The following is a 20511-nucleotide window of genomic DNA, read 5'->3' as shown; positions in this document are numbered from 1 at the left end:
GGGACGCCGGTCTCGGGTCTCGGGTCACGCAGGCGCTCACGCCTTGTTGTCGAGTGCCACCAGTTGCTCGTCCGTCATCGGCCCCGTGCCGCTGTACTTGTCCAGGAACAAATAGATGACGGGGGTGATGAACAGGGTAATTACTTGCGAAAACAGCAAGCCACCGACCACGGCCAGGCCCAGCGGCTGGCGCAGCTCGGCGCCGGCGCCCAGTCCCAGAGCGATCGGCAAGGCGCCCATCAGGGCCGCCGCCGTCGTCATCATGATGGGGCGGAAACGCAGGATGCAGGCCTGGCGGATGGCCTCTGCCGGCGCCAGCCCCTCGTTGCGCTGCGCATGCAGGGCGAAGTCGATCATCATGATGGCGTTTTTCTTGACGATACCGATCAGCATCAAAATGCCGATGATGGCGATCATGGTCAGGTCCATGCCGAACAGGCGCAGGGTCAACAGCGCCCCCACGGCCGCCGACGGCAAGCCGGCCAGGATGGTGAGCGGGTGGATATAGCTTTCATACAACACGCCGAGCAACACATAGATCACGCCCAGCGCGGCAATGATGAGGATGATCTGACTCGATTGCGAGCTCTGGAACACGGCCGCGTCGCCGCCATAGCGCGTGATGATGGAGGCCGGCAAGCTCATGTCCTTGGCCATCGCGTCGATCTTGCCCGTGGCGATCCCCAGCGGCACGTCCGGCGCCAGGTTAAAGGCGATGGTGACGGCCTGCAACTGTCCCTGGTGATTGACGGATGTGGGGCCGATCGTGCGTTCCACGTAGGCAATACTCGACAGTTTCACCAGTTCGCCCGTCTTGCTGCGCACGGACACGCGCGTAAGCGCATCATCATACTGGCGGTCGGCCGTGGCCGCTTCCAGGATCACGTAATAGCTGGCCGCCGACGAATAGATGGTCGACACTTGCCGCTCGCCAAAGGCGCTGTACAGGGCCGTGCGGATATCGGACATCTGCACACCGAGCAGGTTGGCCTTGTCGCGGTCGATCCGGAGCGACGCCTGCAAGCCCTTGATCTGCGAATCGCTGGTGACGTCGCGGAAGGCGGGATCCGTGCGCATGCCTGCGATAAACTTTTCCGCCCAGTCATTCAAAGCGTCGGGACTGACGCTTTGCAAGGTGTACTGGTAGCGGCTCTTGCTCTGGCGGCCGCCCAGCTGCAAGTTTTGCACGGGACGGAAATACACGGCCATGCCAGGCACGGTGCCCGCCGCGCGGCGCAGGTTTTCCAGCACCACGGGCATTTTCGGACGCTCGCTGCGCGGCTTCAAGACCATGAACATGCGGCCCGTGTTGCCGCCGCCGACGAACGATGTCACATCCTGCACGCTGGGGTCCGCCTTGAGCACGGCCGCCACGCGCGCCTGCAAGTCCTGCAATGCCGCCGAGGAAATATCTTCCGACGCTTCCGTATTGACCTGGATCTGGCCCAGGTCTTCCTCGGGGAAGAAACCTTTCGGAATGGTCGCGTACAGCAGCACCGTCAGCGCAAAGGTACACACGGCAACGAACAGCACCACATTGCGGTGCGCCAGGGCCTTGTCGAGCAAATGCACATAACCGTTGCGCAATGCTGTGAAACCCGCCTCGAAATGGCGGCCGATGAAGGTTTTCTCGCCATGCGTGGGGTCGCTGTCATTGTGTTCGCGCGAGTCGGCCGGCAGGAAGCGGCTGGCCAGCATCGGCACCAGGGTCAGCGACACGATGGCGGATACCAGCACGGCCAGCGAAACGACAACGGCGAACTCGTGGAACAGCAAGCCGATCACGCCCGGCATGAAGAAGATGGGGATGAACACGGCCACCAGCGAGACGGAAATCGAGATGATGGTAAAGCCCATCTCTTTCGCCCCTTCGAGGGCCGCACGTATCGGTTTCTTGCCCATCTCGATATGGCGCACGATATTTTCCAGCACCACGATGGCATCGTCGACGACGAGGCCCACGGCCAGGGTGATGCCCAGCAGGGAAACGTTGTCGAGACTGTAGCCGAGCCAGTACAGCAGGGCCAGCGCACCGAGCAGCGAGATCGGCATGGTGACGGCAGGAATGAAGGTGGCGGCCGCGCGGTGCAGGAACAGGAAGATCACCAGTACCACCAGCACCACCGTCAGAGCCAAGGTCAAATTGACGTCGTGGATGGCTTCGCGGATCGACAGCGAACGGTCGTTAACCAGACTGATCTGTATCGACTGGGGCAATTGCTCCTTGAAGCCCGGCAGCAAACGGCGCACGCCGTCGACCACTTGCACGGTATTGGCGTCCGGCTGGCGCTGCACCATCAGGCTGATCGAGCGCTCGCCGTTGAAACTGCCGACGGCCTTGATCGATTGAAAGCTGTCTTCCACCTCGGCCACGTCTTTCAGGCGCACGGGCTGGCCGTTGCGGCTGGCGACGATCAGTTCGGCAAAATCGGCCGCTTTCATCATTTGCGGATTGCCCTGGATGGTCAGGGTCTGGCTGGGGCCGTCAAGGATGCCCAGCGGGGAATTCGTGTTCGAGGTGCGCAAGGCAACCGCCAGCTCGTCCATCGTCAGGTTGCGCGCGTTCATCAGGTCGGCACGGGCGCGCACGCGCACGGCGAAGCGTTTCTGGCCATTGACGATGACCTGGGCGACACCAGGCAAGGTCGACAGGCTGGGCGCGATCAGGTTTTCCGCATAATCGTTGAGATCCGACAAGTTCAGCGATGGCGACGTCATCTGGATGAACAACACCGGCGCGTCGGCCGGGTTGACCTTGCGGTAAGACGGCAAGTCTGTCATTTCCGTCGGCAACTGGCGCTGTGCGCGCAGCAGGGCCGCCTGCACATCGACGGCCGCCTCGTTGACATTGATGCTGGCGTCAAATTCCAGGGTCAGCGAGGTATTGCCCAGCGTACTCGTGGAGGTGATCAGACTCAGGCCGGAAATGGTGGAAAATTGTTTCTCCAGCGGCAAGGCCACCGACGAGGCCATGGTTTCCGGGCTGGCGCCGGCCAGGTCGGCGCTCACGTTGATGACGGGCGTGTTGTAGCTCGGCAAGGCCGCCACGGGGATTTGCAGGTAGGCCAGCACGCCGGCCAGGATGATGGAGAGGGACAGCAGCACCACCATGACGGGGCGGCGGATGCTCAGTTCGGACAGATTCATGCTGGCTTGCCCTGCGCTGCGGCGGCGCCATCGGCGGCCTTGTGTTTTTCCGCCAGGCGCACCTTGCTACCGGGACGCAAGTTCTGCTTGCCATCGACGATGACTTTTTCATCGCCCGCCAGGCCGGTGACGACGGCGCTCGGTCCGAATGCATATACGCGGGTAATCTTGCGCATCTTGGCTGTGCTGTCCGCTTCCATCGAGTACACGAAGGTGCCGGCGGTACTCGTGATGATGGCGTTTTGCGGAATCACCAGCGCCTCCTTGAGCGTGCGCACGGTCAGCTGCGTATTCACGTACTGGCCAGGCCACAGGTCGGTGCCGCCATTGTTGAAGCGCGCCTTGACCTTGATCACGCCCGTCGTGGGATCGACCGCATTGTCGATAAAGTTCAGTTTGCCATCGAGCTGCTTGCCGCCCGCGTCCGACAACAGGGCCGTGACGGGCACCTCGCCCGCCTTTTGCGCCGCCAGCAAGCCCGACAGGCTGCTTTCCGGCAAGGTGAAGACCACGTCGATCGGGTCGAGCTGGGTGATGCTGGTGAGCGACGTGGTCGGCTGCACGAGGCTGCCCGCGTAGACATTGATGGCGCCCACCCTGCCCGCCTGCGGCGCGCGCAGGACCGTGTAGCTGGAGTCGACTTGGGCGGCGCGCAAGGCGGCCTGGTCGGCGGCCAGCAAGGCGCGTGCCGCGTCGAGCTGGCTTTGCAGCGTGTCCACGGCGCCCTGGGCGATGAAATTCTTGCTCAACAAATCCTGGTTACGCTTGAGCTGGCGTTCGAGATCGGCTACCGAGGCGCGGTCGCGCAAGACCTGCGCCTGCGCCTTGTCGACGTTCGCATGCTCGCTGCGCGCATCGAGCGTAAACATCAGCTCGCCCTGTTTGACGAACTGGCCTTCGCGGATGTGCACCTTGGTAATCGTACTGGTCGTCTGCGGATGCAGGTCGACGCTGCTGATCGGCGTCACGCTGCCATTGGCTTGCAGCAGCATCGGCACATCCTGGCGCACGGGCGCGACCACGCTCACCGTCGTCGGCGCCTGTCCGCCCTTGCCCCCTTTGCCATCCTGCCCACCGGCCGGTTTGCCTGGCTGATGATTGAAATACCAGATGCCGCCACCGATACACAGGGCCGCACCCACGAGGATTGCCAGACTAGTCTTTTTCATTGTTCTGTCATGCTGTCGCAGCGCAGGGCTGCAGGTTGAATGTAGGTGCCAGGAAGCCTAAGGCACAATATTGTCGCACGGAAATGCTCACTTTCCAGCGTAATACTCTGGCACGATCAGGGTGACTTCCAGTCCACCGTCGACGTGATTGGCCAGCAAAACCGTGGCGCCGTGCTGCTCGGCGATATTGCGCGCGATGGTCAGGCCCAGGCCCGTGCCGCCCGATTCGCGCGAACGCGAGGTCTCGATGCGGTAAAACGGTTCGAACACCTTGGCCAGCTGATCTGGCGCAATCCCCGGCCCGCCATCGCGGATGCGAATGCGTGCCGCGCCGGCAATGCGCTCGACGGTCACCTGCGCGTACTGGCCATATTTGACGGCATTGTCGATCAGGTTCACCAGGCAGCGCCGCATGGCGATCGGGCGCGCCATCAAGGCCATGCCGGCCTGCCCGGCCAGGGTCACATTCTGGCCCGCATCGGCCGCGTCGGAGCAGACGCTATCTAACAGCGAATCGAGATCGAGCGCCTGCATCGCTTCCGTGCTATCCATCGAACGGGCCAGGTCCAGCCCTTCCTTGACCATGCTCTGCATGGCCGACAGGTCGCCCACCAGGCGGTCATACAATTCCGTATCGGCTACTTTTTCCAGGCGCAGGCGCAAGCGCGTCAGCGGCGTCTGCAAGTCGTGCGTGATGGCAGCCAGCATCTGTGTACGCTGGGAAATATGCTGACGGATGCGCGCCTGCATGGCGTTGAAGGCCGCGCTGGCCTGGCGGATCTCGCTGGCGCCCGACAGGGTCAGCGGCGGATGGTTGATGTCGTTACCGAGGTCTTTCGCCGCCTGCGCCAGTTGCTTGAGGGGGCGCATGGTCATGCGCGTGACCAGGTAGGCAAGGATGGCGATGCTGATCAGGAAAGGCAGCAGGGTCATCCAGTCGTTATGTTCATTGAACGGCGGCTGCTGGCGCGGCGGCAAGACCATCAGGCGCAGCACGTGGCCATCCTGCATGCGCACGTCGAGGTTTTCGCAGGTACCGCCCCATGGCTTGGCGGAAAACATGCCCGGCGACTGGCGCGGCTTGATGCAGGCTTCCGGGCGTTCGGCCAGCGCGCTGACCTTGAAGCCTTCGCCCAATTTGGCTTGCAGGGCGGAGGAAAATTCCGTCGGCTTGCCCGGCACATGCTCGACGTCGGGACGCAATTCCAGGCGCACGCTGCCCTTGTTGGCCACCTTCAGGTAGGCGGCGCGCGAGGCCAGCGGCACCACGTCGGCCGCCATCACCAGCTGCTCGGCCCGCTCGACGGCGTGGTAATCGCGGTATTGCTCGATGGCGCGCTGGCGCTCGCCCACGGCCAGCCACTGCGTCAGCGCAGCCGAAGCAACGATGCCGATCAGCAAGAACATGAACACGCGGCCCGTCATCGACCCGAGGAAGGCCTTCACGCGTGCGGCTCCACGTTGACCTGGCCGGCCAGCACGTAGCCGCCGTTGCGCACGGTCTTGATGATTTGCGGCAAGCGCGCATCTTCACCGAGTTTTTGCCGCAGGCGGCTGATCTGGATATCGATCGAGCGGTCGAACGGGTCCGCGTCGCGGCCTTGCGTCAGGTTCAGCAACTGGTCGCGGTTGAGCACGCGGTTCGGGTGCTCCAGGAACACGCGCAGCAAGCGGAATTCCGCGCCCGACAGCATGATCACCAGGCCGCTGGGATTGAGCAGGTGGCGCGCCGTCAAGTCCAGCGTCCAGCCGGAAAAGCGGATTTGCTGCGCCTTGTCCGACGGCACGTTCGACGGCATGGCATGGCTGCGGCGCAACACGCTGCGTATGCGCGCCAGCAATTCACGCGGTTCGAACGGTTTCGGCAAATAATCGTCGGCGCCCATTTCCAGGCCCAGGATGCGGTCCAGCGGCTCATTGCGCGCCGTCAACATGATCACCGGCACCGTCGATTGGGCACGCAGCTTGCGGCACAAGGTCAGGCCGTCGTCGCCGGGCAAGTTCAAGTCGAGCACGATCAGATCGGGCCGCGTTTCATCGAGGATTTTCCACATGGCCGTGCCATCTGCCGCGCCCAGGGTGCGGTAGGCGTTCGTTTCCAGGTAGTCCGCCAGCAAGCTGCGGATATCGCGGTCATCGTCGACGATGAGAATTGTAGAAGTGGGTTCCATGGTACGAATTATCCCCACTTCCCCCACCCTTGCACAGCGCATTTGTATCGTCTTGTATATAGGAGACCCGAAGAAACATATAGATACAAACTGTCTGGCAGCGGACACTTCGGGGAAACATGGCGCGTCCAACATGGATTCATGTGCAGCAACATGTACATCCCTCATCTTTTACAAAGGAATCCAGATGAACGCCTCAATGACAACCTTGCGCAAGAATTTGATCATCGCCATGAGCGTACTCGGCATGGGTGCGGCATCGCTGACCGTCCACGCCCAGGAAGCGGCCGCCAGCGCGCCTGCCGCCAGCACCAAGATGCAACATGATGGCCAGCGCGGCCAGCACCGCGGTGGCAACCCGGCCGAACGTATGGCCAAGTACCAGGCCCGTCTGCATGACAAGCTGAAGCTGACGGCCGCGCAGGAACCGGCCTGGGCCACATTTACTGCCGCCAACGCGCCGAAAAAACCGATGGGCGACTGGAAAGCCAGGCACGAAGCGATGGCCAAGCTGTCGGCGCCGGAACGCATGGAGCAATGGATCGCCATGTCGAAGGAACGCATCGCGGACCAGGAAAGCCGCCTGGCGTCACTGAAAACGTTCTACGCCGTGCTGACGCCGGAGCAAAAGAAAGTGTTTGACGACAGCGTGCCTGGCGGCAAAGATGGAGAAATGCGCGGCCATCACCGTGGTCATGGCGCGCACCATAAAGCAGGCTGAACGTAGGTCGGATTAGCGGCAACGCCGCGTAATCCGGCAACATCGTTGACGTATGCGGTGGTGTCGGGTTACGCCCTGACGGCCTAACCCGACCTACCCGACCTACTCCTCTAGCTTGCGCAAGGAAGTCAGGAACGTCGATGCATTCTGGAAGCCGATCACGCGCGACTGGGCGATTTCCTGTCCTTGCGGATTGAACATGATGATGCCCGGCGGACCGAACAGCTGAAAACGTTTCAGCATGGCCTTGTCGTCCGCATCATTGGCCGTCACGTCGACCTGCAGCAGCACGGCTTGCCCCATCTTCTCGCGCACGGCGGGGTCGACGAACGTCAGTTTTTCCATCTCGATGCACGACACGCACCAGTCCGCATAAAAGTCCAGCAGGGCCGGCTTGCCATTCAACTGCGCCAGCGCCGCATCGAGCTGCGCCACGGTTTTCACGCGCGTAAACGGTTGTGCGTGCACCTGACCACCGCCCAGGTGCGCCAGCGGCGCCAGCGGGTCGCGGCCACCGCTGGCCACGCCAACCAGCTGCATCGCACCCAGCACGGCAAACACGAGGCCGAAGGCCTTGGGGATCCACGCGTTCTGCGCGCCGCTCTTGCCCACCAGCAGATACATGCCGTAGCCGACGAACAGCACCGTCCAGCCCAGCATCTGCACGGCGCCCGGCAGCACGGGCGAGACCAGCCACCAGGCCACGCCCAGCTGCAGCACGCCAAAGAAGCGCTTGACGGCATCCATCCAGGCGCCGGCGCGCGGCAGCAAGGTGCCGGCCGACACACCGACCAGCAGCAAGGGCACGCTCATGCCCACGGCCATGGCGAACAGGGCGCTGCCGCCGATGACGACGTCGCGCGTCTGGCTGATGTACAGCAAGGCGCCGGCCAGCGGCGCGGCCACGCATGGCCCCACGATCAGGGCGGAAATGGCGCCCATGACGAACACGCCCGCCAGGCGGCCCGACGATTGCTGATTCGATACGGACGTCAGCTTGCCTTGCAGGAAAGCCGGCACTTGCAATTCATAGAAACCGAACATCGACAGCGCCAGGCCCGCCATCAGCAAGGCAAAGAAGCCCAGCACCCACGGGTTTTGCAGCTGGGCCGCCAGGCCTTCGCCCGCCAGGCCGGCCGCCACGCCCAGCGCCGTGTAGACGATGGCCATGCCCAGCGCGTAGGTCAGCGACAGCAGCAAGCCGCGCGAGCGGCTGACCTTGGCGCCATCGCCGATGATGATCGACGACAGAATCGGCACCATCGGCAGCACGCACGGCGTAAATGCCAGTCCCAGGCCCAGCAGCATGAACAGTGGCACGATGACGAGCAGCTTGCCGCCCTTCAGGGCCGCTTCGATCTTGCCCGTCTCGCTTTGCGCGGGCGCGGCGCTTGCCGCCACGGAAGCCGCCGCGGCCGGCTCGGGCGTGCTGGTGATATCGGCCTGGGGAATGCTCAGCACGGACACGCCAGGCGACGCCTGCGCCTGCGGACCGTTGACGGCCGCCGTGTCGACTGCCGGCGCGGCCGGCAGGGCGAATTTCGACGGCAGGCCGGCGCCAGGCGCCTTGCTCTGGCCGCCACCACCGCCCACCAGCTGGGCCGTCGCGTCCTGCGGCGCATAGCACAGGCCCTTGTCGGAGCAGCCCTGTCCCGTCGCCTTCAGGGTGAACGCGCCGGCCGCCTCCACGGGAATCGTGATGGTCAGCGTCTTGCGAAAGGTTTCCACATTCTTCTGGAAGGTGTCGTCAAACTTGACCTTGCCAGCCGGATACACAGGCGTGCCCAGCCTGGCGCCCACGGCCTCGAACTTGAAGCGCTCGTGGTACATATAGTAGCCGTCGGCGATCACGTAGGTGACGGCGATGGTGGATGGATCCTGCATGCGCGCGGAAAATTTGAAGGCCAGTTCCGGATCGAGGAATTCATCATCGGCGCGGGCATGACTGGCGCCGAAGACGGCCATGGCCAGCAGCAAACAGGTGGCAAACCAGATCAGCAGTGAATGCAGTGGGGCGGCGCGCGCGGTGGCGCTGGAGGGGAAACGGGACATGAACTACCTTTTCGACCATTCGACAGAGGACGCGCGGAGCAGGCAGCGCTTGTGCCGGGCCGGCGCGAAAGAAGAATAGTACACCGCTGAAAGGATAGCTGCAGCAGAAAACAAAAAAGCCAGGCTAGGCCTGGCTTTCTTAGATGCAATTACTGGGATTACTCGCCAGCAACTTCAACTGCTTCGGTCGTATCTGGACGATCCATCAGTTCAACGAACGCCATAGGAGCGTTATCGCCGACGCGGAAACCCATTTTCAGGATACGTACATAACCACCGTTACGGTTGGCGAAACGTGGGCCCAGTTCAGCGAACAGTTTGACGACCATTTCACGGTCGCGCAGGCGGTTGAAGGCCAGACGCTTGTTTGCCAGGGAGTCGGTTTTGCCCAGGGTCAGAATTGGCTCGACAACGCGGCGCAGTTCTTTTGCTTTTGGCAGGGTGGTTTTGATCGCTTCGTGACGCAGCAGCGATACTGTCATGTTGCGCAGCATTGCCAGACGGTGGGACGAGGTACGATTCAGTTTACGGAGGCCGTGACCGTGACGCATGATAAATCCTTTCGGTGAGTGTTTAAATTCCAGCTCTTCGATCAATGAGGCAGAAGCTTCATCGCGGGCCGGTTTGGTGCTACAAAATAAAAGCCTGGGACACCTGTCCCAGGCAGTTTGCTACAACTACGAATTACTTTTCCAGGCCGGCAGGCGGCCAGTTTTCCAGCTTCATGCCCAAGGTCAAGCCGCGCGATGCCAGCACTTCCTTGATTTCGTTCAGGGACTTGCGGCCCAGATTTGGCGTTTTCAGCAGTTCGTTTTCCGAACGTTGGATCAGGTCGCCGATGTAGTAGATGTTTTCCGCTTTCAGGCAGTTTGCCGAACGCACGGTCAACTCCAGGTCGTCGACTGGACGCAACAGGATAGGATCGACCAGCGGAGCGCGCGATGGCGCTTCGGCGGCCGCTTCCGTGCCTTCCAGGGCGGCGAACACATTCAACTGGTCCACCAGGACGCGGGCCGACTGGCGGATCGCTTCTTCCGGCGAGATCACGCCGTTGGTTTCGATGTTGATGATCAGCTTGTCCAGGTCGGTACGCTGTTCGACGCGGGCCGATTCAACGAAGTACGATACGCGGCGCACTGGCGAGAACGATGCATCGAGGATGATGCGGCCGATGGTCTTGTTCGTGTCTTCCGACAGGCGACGCACGTTACCAGGAACGTAGCCGCGGCCTTTTTCAACCTTGATCTGCATGTCCAGCTTGCCACCGGCGGTCAGGTGGGCGATCACGTGGTCAGGGTTGATCAGTTCAACGTCATGCGGCAGGTCGATGTCGGAGGCCAGGATCGCGCCTTCGCCTTCTTTTTTCAGGGTCAGGGTTACCGAATCGCGGTTGTGGACTTTGAAAACCACACCCTTCAAGTTCAGCAACAGATCGACGACGTCTTCTTGCACGCCATCGAGGGAGGAATATTCGTGGACGACGCCAGCGATCGTCACTTCGGTCGGCGCGTAGCCTACCATCGACGACAGCAGAACGCGGCGCAACGCGTTACCCAATGTGTGGCCATAGCCGCGCTCGAACGGTTCCATCACGACCTTGGCGTGACCTGCACCGAGAGCTTCAACATCGATAATACGTGGCTTCAACAAACTGTTTTGCATGAAATGTCCTTTTCAATACCCTCGGCTCATTACACCGATAAGGCTGATGGCATTAGTGAAACGCCCACTTTACAAAAGCAAAGTGGGCGGAGATCTTGCTACTGATTACTATTAACGCGAGTACAGCTCGACGATCAGCGATTCGTTGACGTCGTTAGCGATTTCGTTACGCTCTGGCAGGGACTTGAAGGTACCTTCCATTTTCTTGGCATCAACCGAAACCCAGCTAGGCATACCAACTTGTTCAGCCAGCGACAGTGCTTCAACGATACGCACTTGCTTTTTCGATTTTTCACGAACAGCGATGATGTCGCCAACTTTGACTGCGTACGAAGCGATGTTCACAACGATACCGTTCACGGTGAACGCTTTGTGGCTGACCAATTGACGCGCTTCAGCGCGGGTCGAGCCAAAGCCCATGCGGTAGCAAACGTTGTCCAGACGCGTTTCCAGCAACTTCAACAGCGTTTCGCCGGTGTTGCCTTTACGACGGTCTGCTTCAGCGAAGTAGCGGCGGAATTGACGTTCCAGCACGCCGTACATGCGCTTGACTTTTTGCTTTTCGCGCAGTTGGTTACCGTAGTCCGAGGTGCGGGCGCCGGATTTGACACCGTGCTGGCCTGGCTTGACGTCCAGTTTGCACTTGCTGTCCAGCGAGCGACGTGCGCTCTTCAGGAACAGGTCTGTACCTTCACGGCGGGAAAGTTTTGCTTTAGGTCCGATATAACGTGCCACGATACTTCCTTTTTTTAAATGATAACGCCCCAGCCACATGCATGATCAAACACACTGATGCGGTTAGGCGCTAGTCTGATTTGGTTTCAATCAGACGGTGGCTGAAAACGAAAAACCCGTCAAACAGAATTTGACAGGCAAGAACAGCCGGGCAGTATAACCGTTTCCGGCTCCCTGCTCCAGCGTTTTCACACAACTGTACTGAGTTACAACAGACAGCAAAGCAGCTGGCGCCGAAGCGCCCTCTGCAACACTATCTTAGATACGACGACGTTTCGGTGGACGGCAACCGTTGTGCGGTACCGGCGTCACGTCCTGGATCTCGGTGATCTTGATGCCCAGGTTGTTCAGCGCGCGAACGGCGGATTCACGACCAGGACCTGGGCCCTTGATACGTACTTCCAGGTTCTTTACGCCACACTCAACAGCCACTTTACCAGCGGCTTCCGCGGCGACCTGCGCTGCGAATGGGGTCGATTTACGCGAACCCTTGAAGCCTGCACCGCCGGAGGTAGCCCACGACAAGGCATTGCCTTGACGATCGGTGATGGTAATGATGGTGTTATTGAACGAAGCGTGGACATGTGCGATGCCTTCAGCGACGTTCTTTTTAACTTTTTTACGCACGCGTGCTGATGCGGCGTTATTTTGCGACTTAGCCATAATTATTCCCTAGCGGATTATTTTTTCAGCGATTGAGCGGCTTTACGCGGTCCCTTGCGGGTACGTGCGTTCGTACGCGTACGCTGGCCACGGCAAGGCAGACCCTTACGATGACGCATGCCGCGGTAGCAACCCAGATCCATCAAACGCTTGATGTTCATGGACAGTTCACGACGCAGATCGCCTTCGACGATGAATTTACCTACTTCATCGCGCAGCTTTTCCAGTTCGCTGTCATCCAGATCTTTGATCTTTTTGTTGGTTGCTACACCGGTCGATGCACAGATTTTCTCTGCGCGTGGACGGCCCACACCGTAGATGGCTGTCAGGCCGATAACGGTATGCTGATGATTTGGGATATTAACCCCTGCAATACGTGCCATTTGTTATTCCTCGATTAACCTTGACGCTGCTTGTGACGTGGTTCCACGCAGATTACGCGGACTACGCCTTTGCGCTTGATGATCTTGCAGTTGCGGCAGATCCGCTTGACTGATGCGAGAACTTTCATTTTGGGGCTCTTTCTTTCGCTTCTTTGGTTTGATTCAGTGTGTTACTTGGTACGGAACACAATGCGGGCTCGGCTCAGGTCGTACGGCGTTAACTCCACCGTCACCTTGTCTCCAGGGAGAATGCGAATATAGTTCATCCGCATTTTACCTGAAATATGCCCGAGCACCACGTGTCCGTTCTCCAGCTTCACTCGAAATGTTGCATTTGGGAGATTCTCAAGAATCTCGCCCTGCATCTGTATGACGTCGTCTTTTGCCATTCGGTATGTTTACCGCGCTTAACGCGTCGGAATTCCGCCCTTGAAATTTGCTTTGCGCAGCAGTGAATCATATTGCTGCGACATCACGTAGTTCTGTACTTGCGCCATGAAATCCATGGTGACAACTACAATAATCAATAAAGAAGTACCGCCGAAATAGAATGGTACTTTCCACTGGGCTTGCATAAATTCCGGCAATAAACACACCAGGGTGATGTAGACTGCGCCGGCAAGTGTCAAGCGTGTCAGGATCTTGTCGATGTAACGGGCTGTCTGCTCGCCTGGACGGATCCCGGGAATGAACGCACCGCTTTTCTTCAAGTTATCCGCTGTTTCCTTGCTGTTAAAGACCAGCGCTGTATAGAAGAAACAGAAAAACACGATCGCCACTGCGTACAACAGCGCATGGATAGGCTCACCAGGCCCCATCGATGCTGCCAAATCTTTCAAGAACCGCACCGCAGGGTTAGCGTTGTCGGCGCCCTTTGAAAACCAGTCCACGATAGTGGCCGGGAACAAGATGATCGAAGAAGCAAAGATCGGCGGGATCACGCCGGCCATGTTCAGCTTCAACGGCAAATGGCTGGTTTGACCGCCATAAATCTTGTTGCCTACCTGGCGCTTCGCGTAATTGACCAATATTTTGCGCTGACCACGTTCGACGAATACAACGAAGTACGTTACCAGTGCTACCAGAATCACGATGAAAATCGCGCTGAAGCTGCCGATCGAACCATTCGACACCTGAGTGAACAAGCCACCCAACGCCGACGGCAGACCTGCTGCAATCCCGGCAAAAATGATGATCGAGATGCCATTCCCCAAGCCACGCTCGGTAATTTGCTCACCCAACCACATCAAAAACATTGTTCCGGTCAACAAAGTGACGACCGTCACGAAGCGGAATGCAAGACCAGGTTCCAACACCAGACCAGCTTGCGACTCCAGTGCGACTGCAATGCCTAACGCTTGGAACAGTGCCAGGGCAACCGTGAAATACCGGGTGTACTGGGTGATCTTGCGACGACCTGCTTCGCCTTCTTTTTTCAACGCTTCCATCTGCGGTGACACGATCGACAGCAATTGCATGATGATCGAGGCCGAGATATAAGGCATGATACCCAGCGCAAACACTGTAAAACGAGACAAGGCACCGCCCGAGAACATGTTGAACATGCCCAGGACGCCGCCTTCGTGCTCCTTGAACAGCGAGGCTAATTGTGTCGGGTCAATCCCGGGAACCGGGACGTGAGCACCGATACGATAAACCACCAATGCGCCAAGCAAAAACCAGAGCCGTCCCCAAGGGAAACCGGCCGCTGCACTTTTAGCAAGTTGTGGATTAGTCGCCAATTTTCGCTCCGATCAAGCTGTTAGCGGTCAACTCAGGCTACCGAGCCGCCGGCTGCTTCGATGGCGGCTTTCGCGCCAGCGGACACTTTCAAGCCCTTCAAATTCACCGCTTTGGTGATTTCGCCGGACAAGATCACGCGCACGTCACGGGCCAACACGCCCAGAACGCCAGCTTGCTTCAAGACCAGAATGTCGACATCGCCAACAGCCAGGTTGTTCAGATCGGACAGGCGCACTTCAGCTTTGAAGGTTGCGTGCATCGATTTGAAACCGCGCTTAGGCAGACGGCGTTGCAGAGGCATCTGACCGCCTTCGAAACCGACTTTATGAAAGCCGCCCGAACGCGATTTCTGACCTTTGTGACCACGACCCGAGGTTTTACCCAGGCCGGAGCCGATACCGCGACCGACGCGACGCTTGTAGTGCTTAGCGCCTTCGGCTGGTGCAATAGTATTCAATTCCATGATTTGCTCCGTTCGTGTAAGCCCGAAGGCTTACCCGACAACTTTAACGAGATACGATACTTTATTGATCATGCCGCGTACGGATGGGGTGTCTTGCAATTCGGAAACCGAATTTACACGACGCAGACCCAGACCGCGCACGGTAGCGCGATGCGATTCGCGCGTACCGATCAAGCCCTTGACCAATTGCACTTTGACTGTGTTTGTCATTTTGTCCACCTTAAGCCAGAATGTCTTCGACCGACTTGCCGCGTTTGGCAGCGATATCGGAAGCAGTGCTCATTTTCGACAGGCCGTCCAGCGTAGCGCGTACCAGGTTGTATGGGTTGTTCGAACCGGTGGATTTCGCCACCACGTCCGTCACGCCCATCACTTCGAAGATAGCGCGCATTGCGCCACCAGCGATAACGCCAGTACCAGGCTTAGCTGGGTTCATCAGGACCTTGGAGGCGCCGTGACGACCAACAACCGTGTGATGCAAGGTGCCGTTTTTGAGCGGTACTTTGATCAGGTTGCGACGGGCTTCTTCCATTGCCTTCTGCACGCCAACTGGCACTTCTTTCGATTTGCCCTTGCCCATGCCGACGCGGCCATCGCCATCACCAACTACGGTCAGCGCGGCGAAACCCATGATACGACCACCCTTGACCACTTTGGTCACGCGGTTGATCGCGATCATTTTTTCGCGCATGCCATCATCCGGCTTGTCGCTTTGCATTTTTGCTTGCATTTTTGCCATGATTGATCCTTAGAACTTCAGACCGGCTTCGCGTGCGGCTTCTGCCAACGCTTTCACACGGCCGTGGTAACGGAAACCGGAGCGGTCAAACGCAACTTCGGTAATCCCTGCTTTCAACGCTTTTTCAGCGACGCGCTTGCCGATCAAGGCTGCAGCAGCGGCATTGCCGCCTTTGCCGGATTGGCCTGCCAGTTCAGCGCGAACTTCCGCTTCAGCCGTCGAGGCCGAAACCAGGACTTTAGCGTCCGGGCTGATCAGGTTGGCGTAAATGTGCAGGTTGGTGCGATGCACCGACAAGCGATTTACTTTCAATTCCGCAATCTTGATGCGGGTTTGGCGTCCGCGGCGAAGCCGTGATTCTTTCTTATCCATCGTCAGCCCCTAATTACTTCTTCTTGGTTTCTTTAAGCTTAACCACTTCGTCCGCATAGCGAACGCCCTTGCCTTTATAAGGCTCAGGAGCGCGGTAAGCACGAACTTCAGCGGCTACCTGGCCAACCTGTTGACGGTCGATACCTTTAATCAGGATCTCGGTCGGGGTTGGTGTTGCGCAGGTAACGCCAGCTGGCATGTCATGCACTACAGGGTGCGAGAAACCCAGGGACAGATTCAACTTGTCGCCTTGAGCTTGCGCCTTGTAACCCACGCCTACCAGGTTCAGCTTTTTCTCGAAACCCTTGGTGACGCCAACAACCATGTTGTTGACCAGTGCGCGCAGCGTGCCGGACATGGCATTGGCTTCGCGGCTGTCGTTCGCCACGTCGAAACTCAGGGTTCCTGCATTGTTTTCCACTTTGACCTGGCCGGTGAGGGCCTGGGAAAGTACGCCCAGCGGGCCTTTTACGGTGATCGCTTGTGCGGAGATGGCGACTTCGGCGCCAGCTGGCACTACGATAGGCATTTTAGCTACTCGAGACATGTGTAACTCCTTAAGCCACGTAGCAAATAACTTCGCCGCCGACACCGGTAGCGCGTGCTTTGCGGTCAGTCATGACGCCTTGCGGAGTCGACACGATCGCCACACCCAAGCCATTCATCACAACAGGGATCTCGTCTTTACCCTTGTAGACGCGCAGACCCGGACGGGACACGCGCTCCAAGCGCTCAATGACGGGACGGCCAACATAATACTTCAAACCGATTTTCAGTTCCGCTTTGCCACCAGCTTCGGCAACAGCGAAATCTTCAATGTAACCCTCGTCCTTCAGGACGCTGGCAATCGCAATTTTGACTTTCGACGATGGCATGGCCACGGTCGTCTTTTGCACGCCTTGTGCATTGCGAATGCGGGTCAGCATATCGGCGATAGGATCGCTCATACTCATTGCATATTCTCCTATTACCAGCTTGCTTTTGTCATACCCGGAATTTCACCACGCATGGCGAATTCACGGAGCTTGATACGACCCAGACCGAATTTACGGAATGTGCCGCGCGGACGACCAGTGATGGCGCAACGGTTACGTTGACGCGTCGGGTTCGAGTTACGTGGCAGCGCCTGCAATTTCAGGCGAGCTTCGTAGCGCTCTTCTTCCGATTTCGATTGGTCATCGACGATGGCCTTGAGAGCTTCGCGCTTAGGGGCGAATTTCGCCACCAGGTCAGCACGCTTGATCTCACGATTAATCAGTGACAGTTTGGCCATGATCAGTTCCTGAAAGGGAATTTAAAGGCGGCGAGCAAAGCTTTGGCTTCGTCATCGGTCTTAGCGGTTGTCGTGATGCTGATATTCATACCGCGCAACGCGTCAATCTTGTCGTATTCGATTTCAGGGAAAATGATCTGTTCCTTGACACCGATGTTGTAGTTGCCACGACCATCAAATGCACGGCCGTTCACACCACGGAAATCGCGTACGCGCGGCAGAGCCACGGTAATGAAGCGATCCAGGAACTCGTACATGCGAGCGCCGCGCAGGGTGACCATCGTACCGATCGGGTAACCTTCACGGATTTTGAAGCCTGCGATCGCTTTGCGGGACTTGGTGGTCACTGGCTTCTGGCCGGCGATCTTGGTCAAGTCAGCAACTGCGTGCTCGAGAACTTTTTTATCCGCGATAGCCTCACCAACACCCATGTTCAGGGTGATCTTGGTCAGGCGTGGAACTTCCATTACCGACTTGTAACCAAACTTGCTGGTCAGGTCGGCAACGACTTTTTCTTTATAGAATTCTTGGAGACGTGCCATGATTTCTTAAGCCTTCACTACTTCGCCGGAGGATTTAAAGATGCGAACTTTCTTGCCGTCCACTTCTTTGAAACCCACGCGATCTGCCTTGCCAGTCGCTGCATTAAACAATGCAACGTTGGACACGTGAATTGGCATGGTCTTATCGACGATACCACCAGTTACGCCAGTCATCGGGTTTGGCTTAGTCGCTTTTTTAGCGATGTTAATGCCGTCAACCACGATATGTTCAGCATCGATACGCTGCTGTACCACACCACGTTTGCCCTTGTCTTTCCCGGTCAGAACGATGACTTCGTCGTTTTTACGAATCTTATCCATTACGACTCCTTACAGGACTTCCGGTGCCAGGGACACGATTTTCATGAACTTCTCAGTGCGCAGTTCGCGCGTGACAGGTCCAAAAATACGGGTACCGATCGGTTCCAGCTTGGCGTTCAACAGAACGGCGGCGTTGCCGTCGAACTTCACCAGGGAACCGTCTTGGCGGCGAACACCTTTAGCGGTGCGCACAACCACGGCGTTATAAATTTCACCTTTTTTGACACGGCCACGTGGCGCAGCAACCTTAACGGTTACCTTGATCACATCGCCAATGCCAGCATAACGGCGCTTGGAGCCGCCCAATACCTTGATGCACATTACTTCTTTGGCACCGGTATTGTCAGCCACTTCGAGCCGGCTTTCAGTTTGAATCATAGTATTCTCTTTCCCAACTTAAGCCGAAGAATCCACACAATGTAGACCCACGGTCAGTCTTGGTCCCGCCAGAGCCGCCCTGCTGGGCTTCACTGTTTGGGTGCATGACCTTCATACATCAACTGACCGCGAATGCTACTGTCTGTGGCCAGACACTTTGCGGCGTTACATGAACGAAGCCCGCAAGTATTACATACAATTTGCGGGCCTGCAAGTACTAATTAAAAGCCACCGCCGAAACGGTGGTTTTTATTTAAACGGTTGGTGCGGCTTGAACCACACGTGTCACCGTCCATGCCTTCGTTTTGGAGATCGGGCGACCTTCCTGGATCTCGACCGTGTCACCGGCCTTGACTTGGTTGGTCTCGTCATGCGCGTGATACTTGTTCGAGCGCATGATGATCTTGCCATACAAAGGATGTTTTACGTGGCGCTCGATCAGAACGGTAACGGTCTTGTCCATCTTGTCCGAAACCACTTTACCGATCAGCGTGCGCTTGAGCGACTGTTTCACTGGTTCGTTCATTTGGCTTCCTTCAGATTCATTACCGTCTTCACACGCGCGATATCGCGGCGTACCTTCTTGAGCTGCGAAGTGTTGCTCAGCTGCTGCGTAGCGATTTGCATACGCAGGCCGAACTGTGCCTTCAACAGGTCATTCAGCTCTTTTTGCAGAGCTGGCTGGTCCTTGCCGCGGAGTTCAGATGCTTTCATATACAACTCCAATTATTGGCCGACTTGGCGGATGACAAACGTCGTCGCCAGTGGCAGTTTAGCGGCGGCAAGACGGAATGCTTCCCGTGCCAGCGCTTCATCAACGCCATCCATTTCGTACAGTACTTTGCCTGGCTGAATTTCAGCGACGTAGTACTCAGGATTACCTTTACCGTTACCCATACGGACTTCAGCCGGTTTGTTCGAAATCGGTTTGTCCGGGAAAATACGGATCCAGATACGGCCACCGCGCTTGATGTGACGCGTCATTGCACGACGCGCCGCTTCAATTTGACGCGCAGTGATACGACCGCGCGCAACTGCCTTCAGACCGAATTCGCCAAACGACACGGCGGTGCCGCGGCTGTGCGAAATACCGGTATTACGGCCTTTCTGCTCTTTACGATACTTTCTGCGTGCTGGTTGCAGCATGATTATTCTCCTGCTTTCTCAGCTGGTGCTGCTGCGGCGGCCGGTTTAGCGGCGGTACGCACACGTGCACCTGGTGCTGTGGATGGTTTCGCACCGGCACCGGCTGGACGTGGACGGCCAGCTGGCTTGCCATCGTCACGGCGTGGGCCGCGGCTTTTCTTCTCGTCAGCTGGGGTATCGATGACTGGTGCATCGCCGTTAGGCGCGCGGTCACCTTTGTATACCCACACCTTGACACCGATGATGCCGTAGGTGGTCGACGCTTCGCTGGTACCGTAGTCGATATCGGCGCGCAGGGTATGCAGAGGCACGCGGCCTTCGCGGTACCACTCTTTACGCGCGATTTCGATACCGTTCAGACGGCCGGACGACATGATCTTGATACCGAGAGCACCCAGGCGCATTGCATTTTGCATTGCACGCTTCATGGCGCGGCGGAACATGATCCGTTTTTCCAGCTGCTGAGCGATCGAATCGGCGATCAGTTGCGAGTCGATTTCTGGCTTGCGAATTTCTTCGATGTTCACGTGCACAGGTACGCCCATGATCTTGGTCAGCGCGGACTTCAGTACTTCGATGTCTTCGCCTTTTTTACCAATGACCACGCCTGGACGCGAGCTGTAGATCGTGAAGCGCGCGTTCTTGGCTGGGCGCTCGATAACGATGCGGCCAACGGAAGCGTTCTTCAGTTTCTTTTTCAGGTAAGCACGTGCTTTCAAGTCTTCGTTCAGCATGGCAGCGAAATTACCGTTGCCTGCATACCAGCGCGAAGCCCAGTTACGGGTGACCGCCAGACGGAAACCGGTTGGATGAATTTTCTGACCCATCGTG

28 protein-coding genes are annotated in these 20511 nt (G+C 58.1%); 1 reads left to right on the top strand and 27 read right to left on the bottom strand.

Annotation, left to right across the window (positions count from 1 at the left end; translation table 11 throughout):
• Positions 1-36 precede the first annotated feature (36 nt).
• The 4 genes from ACQ4W4_RS19220 to ACQ4W4_RS19205 form a co-directional block, all read right to left on the bottom strand.
• On the bottom strand, positions 37-3147 hold the full coding sequence (locus ACQ4W4_RS19220; protein WP_436543308.1) for an efflux RND transporter permease subunit: 3111 nt from the start codon (positions 3145-3147) through the stop codon (positions 37-39).
• Entirely contained in the window at positions 3144-4316 is a 1173-nt protein-coding gene (locus ACQ4W4_RS19215; RefSeq protein ID WP_436543307.1) for an efflux RND transporter periplasmic adaptor subunit, read from the bottom strand. Before ACQ4W4_RS19215 ends, ACQ4W4_RS19220 begins: the two co-directional genes overlap by 4 nt.
• An 87-nt stretch (positions 4317-4403) precedes the next feature.
• The gene (locus tag ACQ4W4_RS19210) at positions 4404-5762 is read right to left on the bottom strand and encodes an ATP-binding protein (protein ID WP_436543306.1); all 1359 of its coding nucleotides are present in this window, start codon (positions 5760-5762) and stop codon (positions 4404-4406) included.
• Positions 5759-6487 carry a response regulator gene (locus tag ACQ4W4_RS19205; RefSeq protein ID WP_034753223.1) on the bottom strand — a complete coding sequence of 243 codons (729 nt, stop codon included), beginning with the start codon at positions 6485-6487 and terminating at the stop codon, positions 5759-5761. Before ACQ4W4_RS19205 ends, ACQ4W4_RS19210 begins: the two co-directional genes overlap by 4 nt.
• Before the next feature lie 187 nt (positions 6488-6674).
• Between ACQ4W4_RS19205 and ACQ4W4_RS19200 the strand changes: the two genes are divergently transcribed.
• Positions 6675-7208: a Spy/CpxP family protein refolding chaperone gene (locus ACQ4W4_RS19200; protein ID WP_436543305.1), complete on the top strand. Its 534-nt coding sequence runs from the start codon at positions 6675-6677 to the stop codon at positions 7206-7208.
• A 102-nt stretch (positions 7209-7310) separates the two neighbouring features.
• Here the strand turns inward: ACQ4W4_RS19200 and dsbD are convergent, their stop codons facing one another.
• The 23 genes from dsbD to rpsC all read right to left on the bottom strand — a co-directional run bounded on the left by dsbD (position 7311) and on the right by rpsC (position 20507).
• The gene (gene dsbD / locus ACQ4W4_RS19195) at positions 7311-9260 is read right to left on the bottom strand and encodes a protein-disulfide reductase DsbD (protein ID WP_436543304.1); all 1950 of its coding nucleotides are present in this window, start codon (positions 9258-9260) and stop codon (positions 7311-7313) included.
• 158 nt (positions 9261-9418) lie between these two features.
• Positions 9419-9811, bottom strand: coding sequence for a 50S ribosomal protein L17 (gene rplQ, locus ACQ4W4_RS19190; RefSeq protein WP_034753219.1), 393 nt, complete (start codon positions 9809-9811; stop codon positions 9419-9421).
• A 133-nt stretch (positions 9812-9944) separates the two neighbouring features.
• Positions 9945-10922, bottom strand: coding sequence for a DNA-directed RNA polymerase subunit alpha (locus ACQ4W4_RS19185; RefSeq protein ID WP_008444343.1), 978 nt, complete (start codon positions 10920-10922; stop codon positions 9945-9947).
• 111 nt (positions 10923-11033) lie between these two features.
• Positions 11034-11657 carry a 30S ribosomal protein S4 gene (rpsD, locus tag ACQ4W4_RS19180; RefSeq protein WP_071325659.1) on the bottom strand — a complete coding sequence of 208 codons (624 nt, stop codon included), beginning with the start codon at positions 11655-11657 and terminating at the stop codon, positions 11034-11036.
• A 258-nt stretch (positions 11658-11915) separates the two neighbouring features.
• Positions 11916-12320, bottom strand: a complete 405-nt coding sequence (gene rpsK / locus ACQ4W4_RS19175) for a 30S ribosomal protein S11 (protein ID WP_010394475.1) — start codon at positions 12318-12320, stop codon at positions 11916-11918.
• A 17-nt stretch (positions 12321-12337) separates the two neighbouring features.
• Entirely contained in the window at positions 12338-12703 is a 366-nt protein-coding gene (rpsM, locus tag ACQ4W4_RS19170) for a 30S ribosomal protein S13 (protein ID WP_046681666.1), read from the bottom strand.
• A gap of 14 nt (positions 12704-12717) precedes the next feature.
• Positions 12718-12831: a 50S ribosomal protein L36 gene (rpmJ, locus tag ACQ4W4_RS19165; protein WP_010394471.1), complete on the bottom strand. Its 114-nt coding sequence runs from the start codon at positions 12829-12831 to the stop codon at positions 12718-12720.
• Between the two features lie 42 nt (positions 12832-12873).
• A complete protein-coding gene (infA, locus tag ACQ4W4_RS19160) occupies positions 12874-13092 on the bottom strand; it encodes a translation initiation factor IF-1 (protein ID WP_005663428.1) in 219 nt (72 codons plus the stop codon).
• 18 nt (positions 13093-13110) lie between these two features.
• Positions 13111-14445: a preprotein translocase subunit SecY gene (secY, locus tag ACQ4W4_RS19155; RefSeq protein WP_010394438.1), complete on the bottom strand. Its 1335-nt coding sequence runs from the start codon at positions 14443-14445 to the stop codon at positions 13111-13113.
• 32 nt (positions 14446-14477) lie between these two features.
• Entirely contained in the window at positions 14478-14909 is a 432-nt protein-coding gene (gene rplO / locus ACQ4W4_RS19150; RefSeq protein ID WP_034753211.1) for a 50S ribosomal protein L15, read from the bottom strand.
• A gap of 30 nt (positions 14910-14939) precedes the next feature.
• Positions 14940-15119 carry a 50S ribosomal protein L30 gene (rpmD, locus tag ACQ4W4_RS19145; RefSeq protein ID WP_010394435.1) on the bottom strand — a complete coding sequence of 60 codons (180 nt, stop codon included), beginning with the start codon at positions 15117-15119 and terminating at the stop codon, positions 14940-14942.
• A gap of 10 nt (positions 15120-15129) precedes the next feature.
• Positions 15130-15648 carry a 30S ribosomal protein S5 gene (rpsE, locus tag ACQ4W4_RS19140; protein WP_010394433.1) on the bottom strand — a complete coding sequence of 173 codons (519 nt, stop codon included), beginning with the start codon at positions 15646-15648 and terminating at the stop codon, positions 15130-15132.
• A gap of 9 nt (positions 15649-15657) precedes the next feature.
• Positions 15658-16020: a 50S ribosomal protein L18 gene (rplR, locus tag ACQ4W4_RS19135; protein WP_010394431.1), complete on the bottom strand. Its 363-nt coding sequence runs from the start codon at positions 16018-16020 to the stop codon at positions 15658-15660.
• A 13-nt stretch (positions 16021-16033) separates the two neighbouring features.
• Positions 16034-16567, bottom strand: coding sequence for a 50S ribosomal protein L6 (gene rplF, locus ACQ4W4_RS19130; RefSeq protein ID WP_034778281.1), 534 nt, complete (start codon positions 16565-16567; stop codon positions 16034-16036).
• Between the two features lie 10 nt (positions 16568-16577).
• A complete protein-coding gene (gene rpsH / locus ACQ4W4_RS19125; protein WP_034753208.1) occupies positions 16578-16973 on the bottom strand; it encodes a 30S ribosomal protein S8 in 396 nt (131 codons plus the stop codon).
• Between the two features lie 14 nt (positions 16974-16987).
• Positions 16988-17293, bottom strand: coding sequence for a 30S ribosomal protein S14 (gene rpsN / locus ACQ4W4_RS19120; protein WP_010394423.1), 306 nt, complete (start codon positions 17291-17293; stop codon positions 16988-16990).
• Between the two features lie 2 nt (positions 17294-17295).
• Complete coding sequence (gene rplE / locus ACQ4W4_RS19115) at positions 17296-17835, bottom strand: 50S ribosomal protein L5 (protein ID WP_010394421.1); 540 nt, start codon at positions 17833-17835, stop codon at positions 17296-17298.
• 6 nt (positions 17836-17841) lie between these two features.
• Entirely contained in the window at positions 17842-18156 is a 315-nt protein-coding gene (rplX, locus tag ACQ4W4_RS19110; RefSeq protein ID WP_034753204.1) for a 50S ribosomal protein L24, read from the bottom strand.
• A gap of 9 nt (positions 18157-18165) precedes the next feature.
• Entirely contained in the window at positions 18166-18534 is a 369-nt protein-coding gene (rplN, locus tag ACQ4W4_RS19105; protein ID WP_008444317.1) for a 50S ribosomal protein L14, read from the bottom strand.
• A gap of 253 nt (positions 18535-18787) precedes the next feature.
• On the bottom strand, positions 18788-19060 hold the full coding sequence (rpsQ, locus tag ACQ4W4_RS19100) for a 30S ribosomal protein S17 (protein WP_010394415.1): 273 nt from the start codon (positions 19058-19060) through the stop codon (positions 18788-18790).
• Positions 19057-19248 (bottom strand): 50S ribosomal protein L29, encoded by a 192-nt coding sequence (gene rpmC, locus ACQ4W4_RS19095; RefSeq protein WP_010394412.1) that lies wholly within the window; start codon positions 19246-19248, stop codon positions 19057-19059. The genes rpsQ and rpmC overlap by 4 nt, the downstream gene beginning before the upstream one ends.
• Before the next feature lie 12 nt (positions 19249-19260).
• Positions 19261-19680: a 50S ribosomal protein L16 gene (gene rplP, locus ACQ4W4_RS19090; RefSeq protein ID WP_034753201.1), complete on the bottom strand. Its 420-nt coding sequence runs from the start codon at positions 19678-19680 to the stop codon at positions 19261-19263.
• A 2-nt stretch (positions 19681-19682) separates the two neighbouring features.
• On the bottom strand, positions 19683-20507 hold the full coding sequence (gene rpsC / locus ACQ4W4_RS19085) for a 30S ribosomal protein S3 (protein ID WP_034753199.1): 825 nt from the start codon (positions 20505-20507) through the stop codon (positions 19683-19685).
• Positions 20508-20511: the final 4 nt, after the last annotated feature.

The organism is Janthinobacterium glycogeni (assembly GCF_051380725.1).
Taxonomy (GTDB): domain Bacteria; phylum Pseudomonadota; class Gammaproteobacteria; order Burkholderiales; family Burkholderiaceae_D; genus Janthinobacterium.
The sequence above is the reverse complement of the archived record's forward strand: the minus strand, read 5'-3'. Positions and strand labels throughout refer to the sequence as shown.